This window comes from Croceimicrobium sp. (assembly GCF_965228705.1).
In the GTDB taxonomy this organism is placed as follows: Bacteria; Bacteroidota; Bacteroidia; order Flavobacteriales; family Schleiferiaceae; genus Croceimicrobium.
Genome location: NZ_OZ245832.1, coordinates 176,918 through 191,508 on the forward strand (window position 1 = coordinate 176,918; position 14,591 = coordinate 191,508).

General features: G+C 43.6%; 14 protein-coding genes. 6 read left to right on the forward strand and 8 right to left on the reverse strand.

Annotation, left to right across the window (positions count from 1 at the left end):
* Window positions 1-21: 21 nt before the first annotated feature.
* Both ACO05P_RS00665 and ACO05P_RS00670 read left to right on the forward strand, forming a co-directional pair.
* A complete protein-coding gene (locus ACO05P_RS00665; protein WP_421752860.1) occupies window positions 22-1,539 on the forward strand; it encodes a sensor histidine kinase in 1,518 nt (505 codons plus the stop codon).
* Between the two features lie 2 nt (window positions 1,540-1,541).
* Entirely contained in the window at window positions 1,542-2,234 is a 693-nt protein-coding gene (locus ACO05P_RS00670; RefSeq protein ID WP_421752861.1) for a response regulator transcription factor, read from the forward strand.
* Here the strand turns inward: ACO05P_RS00670 and ACO05P_RS00675 are convergent.
* The 5 genes from ACO05P_RS00675 to ACO05P_RS00695 form a co-directional block, all read right to left on the reverse strand.
* Window positions 2,231-2,698, reverse strand: coding sequence for a DUF2452 domain-containing protein (locus ACO05P_RS00675; protein ID WP_421752862.1), 468 nt, complete (start codon window positions 2,696-2,698; stop codon window positions 2,231-2,233). The genes ACO05P_RS00670 and ACO05P_RS00675 overlap by 4 nt on opposite strands.
* Window positions 2,691-4,208, reverse strand: a complete 1,518-nt coding sequence (locus ACO05P_RS00680) for a deoxyribodipyrimidine photo-lyase/cryptochrome family protein (RefSeq protein WP_421752863.1) — start codon at window positions 4,206-4,208, stop codon at window positions 2,691-2,693. Before ACO05P_RS00680 ends, ACO05P_RS00675 begins: the two co-directional genes overlap by 8 nt.
* Window positions 4,208-4,801, reverse strand: a complete 594-nt coding sequence (locus ACO05P_RS00685) for a DUF429 domain-containing protein (RefSeq protein ID WP_421752864.1) — start codon at window positions 4,799-4,801, stop codon at window positions 4,208-4,210. Before ACO05P_RS00685 ends, ACO05P_RS00680 begins: the two co-directional genes overlap by 1 nt.
* A gap of 6 nt (window positions 4,802-4,807) precedes the next feature.
* The gene (locus ACO05P_RS00690) at window positions 4,808-5,254 is read right to left on the reverse strand and encodes an SRPBCC family protein (RefSeq protein ID WP_421752865.1); all 447 of its coding nucleotides are present in this window, start codon (window positions 5,252-5,254) and stop codon (window positions 4,808-4,810) included.
* 136 nt (window positions 5,255-5,390) lie between these two features.
* Window positions 5,391-6,272, reverse strand: coding sequence for a universal stress protein (locus ACO05P_RS00695; protein WP_421752866.1), 882 nt, complete (start codon window positions 6,270-6,272; stop codon window positions 5,391-5,393).
* Window positions 6,273-6,325: 53 nt separating this feature from the next.
* Between ACO05P_RS00695 and ACO05P_RS00700 the strand changes: the two genes are divergently transcribed.
* Window positions 6,326-7,165, forward strand: coding sequence for a phosphorylase (locus ACO05P_RS00700; RefSeq protein WP_421752867.1), 840 nt, complete (start codon window positions 6,326-6,328; stop codon window positions 7,163-7,165).
* Window positions 7,166-7,169: 4 nt separating this feature from the next.
* Here the strand turns inward: ACO05P_RS00700 and rny are convergent, their stop codons facing one another.
* The 3 genes from rny to ACO05P_RS00715 all read right to left on the reverse strand — a co-directional run bounded on the left by rny (window position 7,170) and on the right by ACO05P_RS00715 (window position 9,517).
* Window positions 7,170-8,708: a ribonuclease Y gene (gene rny / locus ACO05P_RS00705; RefSeq protein ID WP_421752868.1), complete on the reverse strand. Its 1,539-nt coding sequence runs from the start codon at window positions 8,706-8,708 to the stop codon at window positions 7,170-7,172.
* 207 nt (window positions 8,709-8,915) lie between these two features.
* Window positions 8,916-9,206, reverse strand: a complete 291-nt coding sequence (locus tag ACO05P_RS00710; protein ID WP_421752869.1) for a cell division protein ZapA — start codon at window positions 9,204-9,206, stop codon at window positions 8,916-8,918.
* Between the two features lie 20 nt (window positions 9,207-9,226).
* Window positions 9,227-9,517, reverse strand: a complete 291-nt coding sequence (locus ACO05P_RS00715; RefSeq protein ID WP_421752870.1) for a hypothetical protein — start codon at window positions 9,515-9,517, stop codon at window positions 9,227-9,229.
* A gap of 124 nt (window positions 9,518-9,641) precedes the next feature.
* Here ACO05P_RS00715 and ACO05P_RS00720 point away from each other — a divergent pair, with 124 nt between their 5' ends.
* The 3 genes from ACO05P_RS00720 to ACO05P_RS00730 are packed head-to-tail and all read left to right on the forward strand — an operon-like array spanning window position 9,642 to window position 14,544.
* Window positions 9,642-11,381: a M23 family metallopeptidase gene (locus tag ACO05P_RS00720; RefSeq protein ID WP_421752871.1), complete on the forward strand. Its 1,740-nt coding sequence runs from the start codon at window positions 9,642-9,644 to the stop codon at window positions 11,379-11,381.
* A gap of 31 nt (window positions 11,382-11,412) precedes the next feature.
* Window positions 11,413-12,051, forward strand: a complete 639-nt coding sequence (locus ACO05P_RS00725; protein WP_421752872.1) for a carboxypeptidase-like regulatory domain-containing protein — start codon at window positions 11,413-11,415, stop codon at window positions 12,049-12,051.
* Window positions 12,052-12,057: 6 nt separating this feature from the next.
* Window positions 12,058-14,544, forward strand: coding sequence for a TonB-dependent receptor (locus ACO05P_RS00730; RefSeq protein WP_421752873.1), 2,487 nt, complete (start codon window positions 12,058-12,060; stop codon window positions 14,542-14,544).
* Window positions 14,545-14,591: the final 47 nt, after the last annotated feature.

A 14,591-nucleotide genomic window follows, 5' to 3' on the forward strand; every position in this document is an offset into this window, starting at 1 on the left:
TAAGCATTATATTTTTGAGGCATGTCGAGATTTAAACAGAGGGCAGCCAAGCGATTAAATTGGCTGATCTTGCTCATGACCTTATCCCTTTTAGGGGTCACCGGAATACAAGCTTACTGGCTTAAAAATGCCTATGATTTAAGAGAGGAGAAATTCGAAAGTGAAGTCGGTCAGGCACTTGCCGATGTTACGGAGCGATTGGATAATCTTTCTTCCATGCGATTTTTGTTCAACAGCTTTAGTGTTCAACCCTTTTTTAGCGAGAAACTTGCTCCCCATTTGGGCTTTCCGGGCAATGATAGCCTTATGGGTGATTTGAAGTTAACCATGCGTCTGGGACCAGATACGGTGATTCTCTACAATACGGATCCCGATGATTCTCTGTTCCGGGCCATAGAAGATCGCAAGGGATTAATCCTCAAAACCCGACCGGATCAAATGATGCGCAAAGGGGCCCAATTGGATATGCTGCTTCGCAAAATGGTGCGCTTCGAATTAAGCCGCCGCCAAAGTGATAGCAGTTGGATGGATCGAAAAATGCTGGATTCTTTAATCACCTTCGAGCTTAAATCCCGGGGCATTGATATTCCCTACGAATTTGCCGTCGCTAATGATAAGGAGATCATTCTTAGTTCCCGTCGTTGGGATCCCAATGATCATCAGCACACCGCTATGCTCTTTCCGAATGATGTCCTAACTAATGAGATTCTCTCTCTTTCCTTCCCCTCTAAGGCCAATTATATTTTTCAGTCGCTTTGGGTAATGTTATTGGTGTCATTACTCTTTACCGTATCCATCGTTTACACTTTTTATCGCACCCTTAATTTCTCCCTTAAGCAAAAGCGGATTAGCGACATCAAAACCGACTTTATCAATAATATGACCCATGAGTTTAAAACGCCCATTGCCACTATTAACCTGGCGATCGACGCCCTTCGCAATCCAAAGGTAAGAGGTGATAGTCAGCGTATTGAACACTATAGCAATATGATTAAGCAGGAGAACCAAAGGATGAACCTGCAGGTAGAAAGTGTATTGCGAATGGCTCTTTTGGATAAGCAGGAATTGGATCTTGATTTTAAGAAAGAAGATGTGATAGAGGTGATTCAGGGTTGCCTGGATCATATTAGCCTGCAATTAGAAAGTAAGGGTGGACGTTTACAGAAATTCTTTAACGAACAACATCGCGAATTGCGAATTGATGCCAACCACCTATCCAATACCATTATTAATATCCTGGATAATGCCATGAAATATTCTGTGGGAGCCCCGGAAATTAAGGTGGTCACTGAAAGCACTCAGAATCACTTTATTCTGATAATCAGTGATAAAGGGATGGGGATGACTAAAGAAGAACAGAAACATATTTTCGACCGTTTTTATCGAGTAAGCGCCGGAGACCTCCATAATATTAAAGGGCATGGTCTTGGATTAAGCTACGCGAAAGGAATTGTAGAATCCCATGGCGGACGAATAGAAGTAGAAAGCGAAAAAGGAAAAGGCAGTAAGTTTTATATCTACCTACCAATTAATGCATAAAAATGAAACAAACAACGAAAGTACTCCTGGCAGAAGATGATCCTAATTTTGGCGCGGTGCTCCGCGACTATCTCGAACTCAATGATTTTGAGGTTCATCTGGCCACCGACGGACAAGAAGCCTTGCGCTTGTTTAAATCTACCGACGAATTAGATCTCTGCATCTTAGATGTAATGATGCCTTTAAAAGATGGCTTTACCCTTGCGGGTGATATTCGAAAAATTGATGGCGAGATTCCGCTGATTTTCCTTACCGCCAAATCCATGAAGGAAGATATGCTGAAAGGTTTCCAATTAGGAGCAGACGATTACCTCACTAAACCTTTCGACTCCGAAGTATTACTCTATAAAATCAAGGCTTTACTCAATCGCAAATTTGGAGAGGAGGAAGAAGAGATCCACTTTAAAATCGGTCGTTATGAATACGATTCAGAAATGCGAGTTTTAAAGATCGGTCGTGAAGAAAGAAAATTGAGTCCCAAAGAAGGAGCCCTCCTAAAACTCCTGGCACAGAACAAAAACAATCTCGTAAAACGCAGTACCGCGCTTAATAAGATTTGGAAAGATGATAACTACTTTACCGGTCGTAGTATGGACGTTTACCTGGCCAAGGTGCGGAAATACTTAAAAGACGATCCTAAAGTGGCCATAATCAATGTGCACAGCGAAGGCTTCCGTTTGGTAGACGACCTTTAGTCTTCCGAATCTCCGCTGGCCAAAACCTCCCAGGTATGATCGGCCAGCAGTTTTACCGTGTACAAAAAGTGCTTAAACTTGGGTTTCGCCCATTCATCCGGACCAATCATTGATAATACGTGTTGCTCTTCATGGTTCAGATACAGGTGGTAGATATGGTTGATCTCAGGTTTAAAGCCCATCTTAGCCTCATAAATCCGGGCGGCTAAATCTTTGCGCTCTTGAATGGCATGGGCCTGACGAGCCAATAAATCAATTTGCTCCTTAATTTGAGCCAATTGCATATCGGTTTGCTCTTCCATGGCAGTAAGTGCTCTGCTGCGAATCACCCCCTGCTTGGTCGGCTTAATCACCGCTCCGCCTACCGTATGCGCATAGGGCAGGGTAGAAGGGGTTTCTGTGATTTTATCCGGGTCAATCGGATTGACAAAGTCTTTTTGTTTATCGGCGTCTTTTTTAGCCATGCTCATTCATTTGCTTTAAAACCTTTCTACTGCGATGTTCTACCGATCGATTGGCCAGTGTATGCTTCCGCAAAATTCTTTGATTTTCCTGGAGTACCAAGGGATCCTTTTTCATTTTCCACAATTGTTCACGGGCGAAGTTCCCAGCGGCATTTAAATCGATTAACCTTTCGGGATAGTCTCTTCCCAATTTAAAATTATAAAAACCTTGTTCCAGAGGGCTTAACTTCCAGGGTTCATGCTGGAAGGCCAGGGGCAGATCAGCCAATTCCGGTAGCCATTCGCGGATAAAATTGGCCTCTGCATCCTTTTCCAAAGATTGTTTTACCGGATTGTAAATACGAATGGTATTAATCCCCGTAACCGAACTCTGCATTTGAAACTGAGGATAATGAATCCCCGGAATATAATCTTCAAAACAAGCGGCTAAATGATGCACTGCTGCTTGCCAGGGTTGCCAAAGGATATGGCTCCAGAAACTTACTACCATAGCCCGCATACGAAAATTGAGGTAGCCAGTTTCTGCAACGGCTCGCATACAAGCATCTACCAGCGGAAAGCCGGTTTCTCCTTTTTTCCAGGTTTCTAAATATTCTGGATTGCACTCTGTGCGCAAAGCATTGTAGCCTCGGTTGAGGTTTTCGCTTTCCATACGCATTTCCATTTCAAATTTCTGGATGAAATGCGAATGCCAATGCAAGCGGGAAATAAAAGCTTTGAGGTCTTTTTTGTAGGCTTTCGCCTGATACGTCTCCAGCGATTTTTGATAGACCTCACGCAAACTTAGAGCGCCCCAAGCGAGGGCAGTTGAAAGACGCGAGCAAGATTTTCGACTAAAATCCGGTGATCCGATATGCGCTTGATAATTCTGGGCTCCCGTAGCCAAAAAAGAATCTAATCGTTTCAGACTTTTTTCTCTGCTCAATTGAGGTTTCCGCTCTTTTAGTTTCGCTGTACTTGATTGAATGCCGGCCTTTTTTAAAGCTAGTTCAATAGCTTCCAGGTTTTCAGTTTCAAGGTAATGGCTATGGGGGACTTTCGTTTTTTGCAAAGGCCCTTGCATATAGCTGCGCCAGTTTTCATCCCAATGATCGCGGTTTTGCAATGCTCTTTGTACGCCATTATGATCGTATTCACACCACCGTACATTTGCCTTACGACAGATTTCCGAGATTCTTTTATCTCGCTCATAGGACAGTTTTAAACCATGTTCGCGATGGGAATGCAAGAGGCTAAGCCCGGTTGGAATAAGAGTCTTTAAGACCCGATCAGCATCGGCCTCCAAAATCAAGAACTGCCTTTGAAAGTGAGGGGCTTGGGCCAACATTTCGGCCAGTAAATCCTCTTGGTTGGCTCTATGGCGAGGCGAAGAATCCTGATGCGCCATTTGCAAAGGCTCAAAGCAAAAGAGCACGATCAGGGGCAGTTCTTCAGCTAAGGCCGCTTGCAATGCATCCTGATCCTGCCAACGCAAATCGCGTTTTAGCCAAAGTACCTGGAAGGATTGCATCAGATATAAATCAAACCTTCTCTTTCGTCTCCAAAGCAGCGGTAATCCCCACAATGATAGGAGAGGGCACTCATTAAAGCTAAAAGAGCATCCAAATGATGCCAGCTTTTAATGTCTGTCGACTTTACTTGTATAGAAGGTCGCATGCAAGAGCGTACCTTAGCAATACAATCTTTTAAAGCCGTTTTACTGCCCTTATATCCCAGGGTCTTAAGGTCAAACCTTTGCGCCATCAACTTGGGGTAGGTTTCCAATACTTTGACTTTCGACGATTCCAATTCCGATTTCAACTCGATGGCACGTGCTGCTAATCCCCCCAGAAACATGGGCGACATAGCCTGAGTATCGCGATCTGCCTTTCTGAAATGATAATCCTGAAATCCTGAGAGATGGCGATATACACCGGGGAGGCTTAATGGCGCATCAATAAACACCAATTCGGGTTCGAAATGAGCCACGGCATTGCGAATGAACTGATCCGCATCCACCTTGGCTTCCACTTCCATGAAAAATATATTGGGCTCCTGATAAATGGCTATCACAGTATTTCCCGAAAGCTTACTTCCGTAGTCAATTCCGAAAATCGTTCCCATGCCTGATTAAAATATTTCTTGAATCACTTTTTCGCGATGTTCAAACATCTCTTTCAATTGCTTCTGTACCAACCAGGGGTGTGCCCAGCGCGAAAGTGCTTCGATCGGTAATCGATAATGCAGCTCATCACTGATTAGAGTTCCACCATCCTTGGCTTGGAAACGGTGTAAATGATGCCACATTTTAAAGGGACCAGAGCGCATTTCATCCACAAAAAAGTTCTCCTTACTTACAGCGCTGATTTCGGAAGTCCAGTTTAAAGGAATTCCTAAAATCGGAGCCACCTTATAGCGCAGAATCATACCCGGAAACATTGTAGAACTGGGCTTTTCGACAATCCGCATTTTCATTTTAGCAGGAGTAATCCGCAATAGGTTTTCCGGATTGGAAAAGAAATCCCAAACCTCCTTAAGTGGCGCATTTACCCACTGTTCTTGCTTTAGTTGATACATATCAGTCTAACGCCAAACTGCAGTTCTGGTTCATTGTATATACCGGTCTCCGCTTAAATTTTTGAATTGGAGAATGGAGGATAAAAAAAAGGCGCCCCCATTTCTGGAGGCGCCAATATCTATAAGTGTTTGACTCTTAGAAAGAATCCCACATTTTATCGTATTTAACGGCCTTAGGCGTAATGCACATAACCGGAATTTCGCTGTGGTAAATAACGGCTTGCATTTCATTACCTAAGAAATAATCGGTAATGTCGGTTGGGCCGGCTTCTTCGGTAATAATTACCAAATCACCTTCAGCATCATAAGCATGATTTAAAATATTGCGCACCACTCCACGACGGGAAGGATTCTCAATAATTTGATGCTCACATTCTACACCATGACTGCGAATAAAGCTTTCCACCTGGTTCACATGGCCCCGTAAAATATTCAGCTGACTATCATTTTCTTTCACAGCCACTACCAATACTTTGGCACCAAAAAGGCGGGCGTATTCCAAGGTAGGACCTACTTTCTCCTTACTATGACGATCCATTAATAAGGGGAAAATGATGGTTTCAATTTTATCAATTTCACGCACCCCTTTAATCGTAACTACTGGAGGTTTTACTAAAGCGGCAGTGCGATAAGCATTCGAGCCGATAAATCGTTTGCGAAGGTTTTGGGGTTTACCATTGGTTCCCATTACCACCAGGTTGGCGTCGATAAGACTGCTTACCCGAGCAATTTCTTCATACACTACACCTTCGGCAACCATAGTATTGGTTGGGATGTTGTGATCTTGCTGGAAGTTTTCGGCAACTTCCTTCAGTTTTTTGCTTACCTCGCTATGAATTTGCTCAGTATTACTTGAGCTGGAGAACATCTTCGAAAAGAAACCTCCTTCTTCAATTACAGAGAGTAAGGTAATGCTGGCGTTTTCGGTAGCTTTGGCAAAAATTGAGGCTTGGTTTAAAGCGGTCAAGGATTGCTCAGAAAATCCGATCGGTACCAGGATCTTGAATGAATCAGACATAAGAGGAACGAATTAGTGCCTCAAAGTTAAGTTAATCCCCGAATACGAACAGTATGCCTTCTTCTGAAATCATCCTCAATCCGGATTTAAGCGTTTATCACTTGCATTTGAAAAACGGTGAAGTGCCCCGAAAGGTAGTCACAGTAGGTGATCCCGATCGACTGGATTGGTTAATCCCTCATTTTGATCAGGTATATTCCGATCAACAATTCAGGGAATTTCGGAGCCTTCGCGGCCGAATTGGACAGGAAGATATGCTCTGTATTTCAACGGGTATTGGCACTGATAATATAGATATCGTGCTTAATGAATTGCATTTGGCTTATGCCTGGGATTTAAGCAAGCGCGAACCTCGATCCGAAGCTTTACCACCATTGCAAGTCCTGCGTTTGGGAACCAGCGGTACCTTAAGAGAAGATATACCAATAGAAAGCATTTTAATGTCGGAAGCAGCTTTGGGTTTTGATTACCTGATGCACTTTTACAATTGGAGCGACTTTCGAAAACTGGAAGGTCTTGATGCTTTTCCCCAGCCTTATTTTACCTGGGGTTCGGAAGCATTGCGAAGTCAATTCCGACCTATGGCTCAGCATAGTGGCATTACAGTTACCGCTAATGGATTTTATGGACCTCAAGGCCGAAATGTCCCCTTAAAGGCCAAGAAGGATAAGTGGTTGGAAATCCTGGCGGTTCAAGATTTAGAAGCCTTAGCAATTACCAATTTAGAAATGGAAACCGCCGGTATTTATGCCTTGGGTAGTCTTCTTAATATGGAATGCCTTTCCCTTTCGGCGATTCTGGCCAATCGTAGGACGCAGGTATTTAGCAAAAAGCCTGAGACTATCGTAAAAGGTATGATAGCTCAGGCTTTGGAAATTTATAGTGCAGAATAGCCGCTTAGCGCGCTACGTTTACGGCACGAGTTTCCCGGATTACCGTAATCTTTACCTGTCCGGGATAGGTCATTTCATTTTGAATTTTTTGGCTAATGTCGAAGCTGATCTTCGCTGCATCGGCATCGCTCACTTTTTCGCAATCTACAATTACGCGCAATTCACGACCAGCTTGCACTGCATAAGCTTGGGTAACGCCATTTTGAGAAATCGCTAATTGCTCCAGGTCTTTCAAACGTTGCATATAGCTTTCTGCAATTTGGCGGCGAGCACCAGGACGAGCACCGGAAATACCATCGCAAACCTGAATAATAGGAGAAATAAGACCGGTCATTTCGATCTCATCGTGGTGGGCACCAATTGCATTGCATACCTCGGGTTTTTCGCCGTATTTCTCTGCCATCTTCATGCCTAAAATAGCATGTGGCAATTCACTTTCTTCCGAAGGTACTTTACCGATATCATGCAGCAGACCTGCGCGTTTGGCAATTTTAGGATTAAGCCCCAATTCAGCGGCCATAATACCACAGAGATTAGCTACTTCACGAGAGTGCTGTAAGAGGTTTTGTCCATAAGATGACCGGTATTTCATACGACCAACCATCCGCACTAATTCGGGATGTAAACCGTGGATACCTAAATCAATAGTGGTACGCTTACCTACTTCGAAGATTTCCTCCTCAATCTGCTTGCGGGTTTTATTGCAAACTTCTTCAATGCGGGCTGGGTGTATACGTCCGTCTGAAACTAATTTGTGTAAGGATAAGCGGGCAATCTCACGACGCACCGGATCAAAGCAGCTTAGGATGATTGCTTCTGGAGTATCATCCACAATAATTTCTACTCCCGTCGCTGCTTCCAGGGCACGGATATTTCGTCCTTCACGACCAATGATACGACCTTTAACGTCGTCGTTTTCGATATTAAACACCGAAACTGAGTTTTCTACCGCTTGTTCAGTGGCCACTCTTTGAATGGTTTGGATGACCACTTTACGAGCTTCACGAGCGGCACTTAATTGCGCTTCTTCCATGGTCGTTTGGATGAAAGCTGCTGCATCGGTTTTAGCTTCTTCTTTAAGGGCTTCCAACAATTGGTTTTTGGCTTCCTCGGGGCTTAAGCCAGAGATTACCTCCAATTGCTCTACCTGCTTGCGGTGCATTTTTTCGAGCTCCTTGCTGCGGGCATCATTTACTTCTACCTTTTTGCTGAGTTCTTCACGCAAGCGTTGGTTTTCCTTGTACTCTTTCTTGTTGTTTTCGGCATGTTCGCGTACTCGCTGTTCTTTTTCCTTCAGGTTATTAAAACGGTCATTTAGCTTTTGCTCCCGCTTATTAATCACCTTTTCATGTTCAGCTTTAAGCTCCAGGAATTTCTCCTTGGCTTGTAAGATTTTTTCCTTTTTAATGCCTTCGGCTTCCTTTTGAGCTTCGGCCAGGATATTTTGATTTTTCTTTTTTAAGATCAGCATATTAAATACGAAGGCGGTTCCAAAGCCCACGATTAATGCTGCCAGAATAAGAATTAAAGTTGTTGTTTCCATCTTTCTAATTGGTTCATAAAAAACCCGCACCCTTTACGTGTTTCGTCTAAACTCCGTTTAGACAGGTTCGGAGCTTACCGGATAATTTCGACCTTCCACTCGAAGGAGGCATGATCTAGAAAACCCGAGCTAAACTCCTATTATTGATAATGTTGAGTTTAGCAAATACAGGAAAGGATGCGGGAAAAAATTTGTAAAAGAACGTTGCTATTGCGTCGCTTGCTTTAGTTTTTCCGAAAGACGGTCTAAATGTGCTCCAATATCATCTCCGTTTACCAAATTATCGGTTTGTATCTTCTCCAGGCGCGAAGCCAATTGCAGAGCACACATGGCCAGCAAGTCTTGTTTGTCGCGCACCGCATAGCCATCTTCATACTTCTTGAGAATGGCCTCGATACTTTTGGCGGCTTTACGGATGTTTTCCTCTTCATCACGACGGATGGTTAAGGGGTAGACCCGATCGGCCAGGGAAACTTTTATTTTCAGCAAATCTGACATTTCACTATCTCTCAGGAAAATCACTCATTCAACAAAGCTATACAGCGATCTATTTCCCGCATTAAAGAACCCAATTTTGCTTTTGCGGCTTTTGCTTCTTCCGGATCTCCGGCCAAACCACGCGCCAAGCGTAAGCGTTCTAATTGGATTCCTAAATTTTGGACTTCATCCGACTGCGAATGCAATTGAGCTTCCAACTCCACGACCCTTTCCTTCAGTTGTACATTTTCCTTTTGTACTACTAAATGATCACTGATAATGTGGTTAATCAGTTGTTCCAGATCTTTGATCTTTGCTTCAATTGCCTTCATGCATCGCAAAAAACTCCAATGGCCAAAGTTAGCAAGCCATATCGGGATAACAAACCCCTTTTTAAAGGGAAGAAAAAATCCTTTCGGCTTCGATTTTGGCCCTTAATTTTGAATAAATTCGAGCATGTCTAAGATACTATCATTCACCTTATTTTTAATCTTCAGCCTGCCGATGGCCGGGCAATCGTCTTACCCGCAAGACTACTTTATAAGTCCATTGCCCATTAAACTTTATTCTTCCGGCACCTTTGGTGAATTGCGTAGCAATCATTTTCATTCAGGGCTCGACCTTAAAACTTTGGGTAAGGTAGGCATTCCGGTTTTGGCTGCCGCCGAAGGAGATATTGTTCGCATCAAAGTCTCACCTTATGGCTTTGGCAAGGCTATTTACTTAAGACATCCCAATGGGTATACTACCGTTTATGCGCATTTATTGTCTTTTAGTCCCGAATTGGAAAACTATGTAATCTCCGAAATGCGCAGGCTCCAGAAAAATGAAATCGAATTGTATCCGGCCGCCGCGCAGTTTCATTTTGAACAAGGGGATACTTTAGCCCTTAGCGGGAACAGTGGGGGCAGTGGAGGACCACATTTACATTTTGAAGTTCGGGACAGTCGCACTGAAAAGATTATTAATCCTTTGCTATTTGGCTTTGAGGTAGAGGATCATCGGCAACCAGAATTGGGACCTTTGCAGGTCTATTATTTTCAGAATAAGCAACCGGCCGGACAAAAAGAATACAGCTTATTGCAAAAACAAGCTGGCGATTATGTACTAACAGGGGATGGTATTGTAGACGCTAATGGACCGGTTTCCTTCGGGATTTATGCCATTGATCGACAAGATGGCTACAATAACCGCAATGGGGTTTATGACCTTAAGCTTTTTGTGGCTGATGAATTAAGGCATGAGTTTAAAATGGAAACCTTCGCCTTTGCCGAGAGCCGTTTTATTAATGCACATATCGATTATGGCTTGAAGGCCTGTTGTAAAAGGACCTCGCATCGTTTGTATCGGGAGCCGGGTAATAAGTTAAGTACTTATCCGGCGAAAGCCGAAGCAGGTCATTTGAGCTTTGATAAAGACACGGTAGTGCCTATTCGTATTGAAGCCCGCGATGTGTCTGGGAATTTAAGTGTTCTCAATTTTGATCTGCAATATTCGGTGCTCACAGAGAATCCAGAGGTAGAGCCGATTAGTGAGGAGGAGCTAGGGAATTCCGAATTTTTGATTGCTAAGGTTGAGCCTGATCAGGCAGAGCTGATTAAAGGAGAGAACTATGAGCTCAATATTCGAGCGGGTAGTTTTTACCGCGATTATGTTTTAGAGATTGCTCAGGAAGAATTACCGGAGGCCTATAGTGACCTCTTTACTTTTGGCTCTCGCGAAATTCCGGTGCATCTGTATTACGATCTAAAATTACGCTTAAATCATTTGCCAAAAGGGGTAGATCCAAGTAAGCTTTTCATTGCCAGTTATCTGGATGGACAGTACGACGAATATGAAGGGGGAGACTTTAAAGATGGATGGATAAGTGCTCGTACCCGACAATTAGGGCAATTTGCCATTGCTTTGGATACGCTGGCACCGCAGATTTCAGCTATAGATTTTAAGGAAGGAATGCCCCTGAAGCAAAGTCAATTGCAAATTCGAGTGCGCGATGATTTAAGTGGACTTAAGGAATACAATGCCTGGGTAAACGGCGAATGGGTCCCTGTTTATTATGATGCTAAAACCGATCGCCTGCTCTTGAAAACGAAATATTGGCCTCTTTCTCAAGACACTAAACAAGTGTTAAAATTGCGTGTTGTTGATGATAAAAAGAATGTAAGCGAGCAAACATGGACACTTTTTGCCCCTTAGATGCTATTTTCGCCAATTCATCGTTTCCTTTATGATGCGCACAATTTTTATACTACTCTTTTCAGGATTTTTAAGCTTGGGTCTTTCTGCTCAAGAAGAGAAACCGGTGCAAATGAGTGGCTTGGTTTTGAGTCAGGATAGTATTCCCCGGCCCATACCTTTTGCGCATGTATATGTTGGTCAAGGCACCCGTGGTACCATGACCGATGCGGATGGTTTTTTCTCCTTTGCTGCCCTGGCGGGAGACAGTATCCGATTTAGCTGTATTGGCTTCACACAGGAGGTTTTGGTGGTGCCGGATACGCTTTCTAAAACCGCTTATTTGGCGCGAGTTATGATGAAGCGCGATACCACCTTATTAGAAGAAGTAACCCTTTATCCCTGGCCTACACCAGATCGCTTTAAGGAAGCATTTCTGGCAACCAATATTCCAACTACCCAAAATGATATTGCCATGCGGAATCTGGCGATTCAGGCTTTGCAAGATCGGGCGGCCGCTATGAACCTCGATCCTGAGGAAGCTAAGGACCTGGCCATTATGATGCAAAATCAAAGCATATACGATTATGGGCGATATCAAGGTTATGATAATGGAGCAACCGCCATTTTGGGTGCTTTAAGTAATCCCTTTGCCTGGCAAAGACTCTTTCAATCCTTTAAGAAAAATTAGGCCTCAATGCGCTTAGTCCTCTCGGCTTTAAGCCTCCTCCTCTTCTCACAATATGCCTGGGCTCAAACCCAAATTTACGGTCGGGTTAGCGACCTGGACAATATTCCAATCGACGGGGCTCGCGTGGGTATCGGCGACTATTATACCCTTACCGATGCGGAAGGGAAATACGAACTGGATGTACTACCCGGTAAAAAATTGATGGTCTATTTTGCCAATTACAATTACGAACCCGATACCCTTTATATCAATCTGTCTAAAGGGGAGAAAAAGGAAATCAATCGCCAGCTCAAATTGCTAAAGAATGTTTTGGGCGAGGTGGATATTGTTGATCGCAAAGGCCGTTTCGACAATCAGGTGGATGTAAGTGTAAAGTCCATTGAGTCTTTTATAGGCCCGAATTCGGGCGTGGAAGGCATTATAAAAACCCTTCCGGGTGTAAGCTCTTACAGTGAACTCTCCTCTCAATATTCTGTGCGGGGAGGAAACTTCGATGAAAACCTGGTTTATGTGAATGGTATTGAGGTTTACCGTCCCTTTTTAGTGCGCAATGGACAGCAAGAAGGAATGAGCTTCGTTAATTCTTCTATGGTGTCGAATGTGCGCTTTTCAGCGGGTGGTTTCGAAGCCCGATATGGCGATAAAATGGCATCGGTGCTGGATATTACGTATCGCAAACCCAAAGAATTTGGCCTGAGTGTAGAGGGCAGCCTTTTAGGCGGAAATCTCGTTTACGAAGATCGTTTTGCCAAAGATCGGGTCTCTGCCTTAATTGGCGCCCGCTACCGCACCAATCAATTACTTTTAGGTTCATTGGATACGGAAGCCGATTTCAAACCTCAGTTTACCGATATTCAGGCCTATATCACTTACGATATGACTGATGAGTGGGAACTTAGCTTTTTAGGAAACTACTCTCGCAATCTCTATCAGGTGGTGCCCCAAAGCAGAACTACGGATTTTGGAACTATTCAGGAAAGCTTGCGCTTGAATGTGTTTTTTGATGGCCGCGAGGATTATGATTTTACCACGCGGTTTGCGGCCTTAGGTTTGACCAATAGGCCGAGTAAAAACATGAGATTAACCTATCAGGCCTCTGTTTTTCAGACTACGGAACAAGAGTATTTTGATGTGTTGGGCGCTTATCGCTTAGGGGAGTTGAATACTAATTTAGGGAGTGATCAATTTGGAGAAATCAGTTTTACCCGCAGTATTGGTGGCTTCCAAAACTACGCTCGAAATTATCTGGATGCCATTGTGGCGAATCTTTCCCATTCTGGAATTATCGATCAAGGAGATGTAACCTGGCGCTGGGGCGCGAAGGTGCAAATGGAAGATATTATTGACCGTTATAAAGAATGGGAACGAATCGACTCCGCAGGTTATAATGTTCCGGATGGTAGTGGCTTTAATTACGATTCCTTAATTGTGGATACCTGGGATTCATTAGGGAATCCGGTTGCTGGCAATGTGTATACTTCCATTTTACAGGAAGATGAATTGAATCTCTTCGAAAGCTTTGCCAGTAAAATTTCGGTAAACTCAATGCGTGCAACAGCTTATGTAGAACGCAGTCAGATAATTCCGCTGGATTCACTAGGTGATTTGTTTTACAATATTGGAATTCGCAATCAATACTGGACTTTCAATAATCAGAATGTAATCAGTCCCCGAGCGAGTATCAGCTTTAAGCCTAATTGGGAATCAGATATGGTATTCCGTTTTGCTACGGGCTTTTACTATCAGCCTCCATTTTATCGGGAAATGCGGAATTTGGAAGGAGGCTTAAATGAAAACATACGGGCTCAGCGCTCCATTCATTTTGTTTTAGGGCATGATTACAACCTCCGCATCTGGAATCGCCCATTTAAAATGGTGACTGAAGTATATTATAAAGACTTCGGTCAATTGATTCCTTACGATATGGATAATGTGCGGATTCGCTATCGGGCCGTAAACAATGCCAAAGGTTATGCTACCGGTATTGATTACCGTATTAATGGAGAGTTTGTACCGGGTATAGATTCTTGGGCCTCTTTATCTATTATGACGATTCGTGAAGATATCGAAGGCGATGGAGCAGGCTATCTACCGCGTCCTACCGACCAACGATTGAATTTCAAAATCTTCTTCCAGGATTATTTACCTAATGATCCCACTTTTAGGGTAAGCATGACTTTAGCTTATGGTACAGGTCTTCCTTTTGGACCGCCTCAAGCTACCGCCGCAGAAAGAGTATTCCGTTTACCGGATTACCGTCGGGTGGATATTGGCTTTTCAAAAGTATTAAAGAGTGAAGGTCGGGAGCATAAGTGGAAGGTGCTTAATAACTTCCGTAGTCTTTGGGTAGGGGTAGAGGTCTTCAATCTTTTGGATATTACCAATACCATTAGCTACCTCTGGGTGAAAGATATTAGTACAGCACGTGAATATGCCGTACCCAATTACCTAACACCCCGACTGCTGAATGTGAAATTGGTGGCCAAAATCTAGGCGGCCTTTTCCCGAATTAGCCCTACTTTTGCGGCCCAAAATCGAAA

Coding starts and splice junctions, on each gene's coding strand:
- ACO05P_RS00665 (WP_421752860.1), top strand. CDS start 22: ATGTCGAGATTTAAACAGAGGGCAGCCAAGCGATTAAATTGGCTGATC.
- ACO05P_RS00670 (WP_421752861.1), top strand. CDS start 1,542: ATGAAACAAACAACGAAAGTACTCCTGGCAGAAGATGATCCTAATTTT.
- ACO05P_RS00675 (WP_421752862.1), bottom strand. CDS start 2,698: ATGGCTAAAAAAGACGCCGATAAACAAAAAGACTTTGTCAATCCGATT.
- ACO05P_RS00680 (WP_421752863.1), bottom strand. CDS start 4,208: ATGCAATCCTTCCAGGTACTTTGGCTAAAACGCGATTTGCGTTGGCAG.
- ACO05P_RS00685 (WP_421752864.1), bottom strand. CDS start 4,801: ATGGGAACGATTTTCGGAATTGACTACGGAAGTAAGCTTTCGGGAAAT.
- ACO05P_RS00690 (WP_421752865.1), bottom strand. CDS start 5,254: ATGTATCAACTAAAGCAAGAACAGTGGGTAAATGCGCCACTTAAGGAG.
- ACO05P_RS00695 (WP_421752866.1), bottom strand. CDS start 6,272: ATGTCTGATTCATTCAAGATCCTGGTACCGATCGGATTTTCTGAGCAA.
- ACO05P_RS00700 (WP_421752867.1), top strand. CDS start 6,326: ATGCCTTCTTCTGAAATCATCCTCAATCCGGATTTAAGCGTTTATCAC.
- rny (WP_421752868.1), bottom strand. CDS start 8,708: ATGGAAACAACAACTTTAATTCTTATTCTGGCAGCATTAATCGTGGGC.
- ACO05P_RS00710 (WP_421752869.1), bottom strand. CDS start 9,206: ATGTCAGATTTGCTGAAAATAAAAGTTTCCCTGGCCGATCGGGTCTAC.
- ACO05P_RS00715 (WP_421752870.1), bottom strand. CDS start 9,517: ATGAAGGCAATTGAAGCAAAGATCAAAGATCTGGAACAACTGATTAAC.
- ACO05P_RS00720 (WP_421752871.1), top strand. CDS start 9,642: ATGTCTAAGATACTATCATTCACCTTATTTTTAATCTTCAGCCTGCCG.
- ACO05P_RS00725 (WP_421752872.1), top strand. CDS start 11,413: ATGATGCGCACAATTTTTATACTACTCTTTTCAGGATTTTTAAGCTTG.
- ACO05P_RS00730 (WP_421752873.1), top strand. CDS start 12,058: ATGCGCTTAGTCCTCTCGGCTTTAAGCCTCCTCCTCTTCTCACAATAT.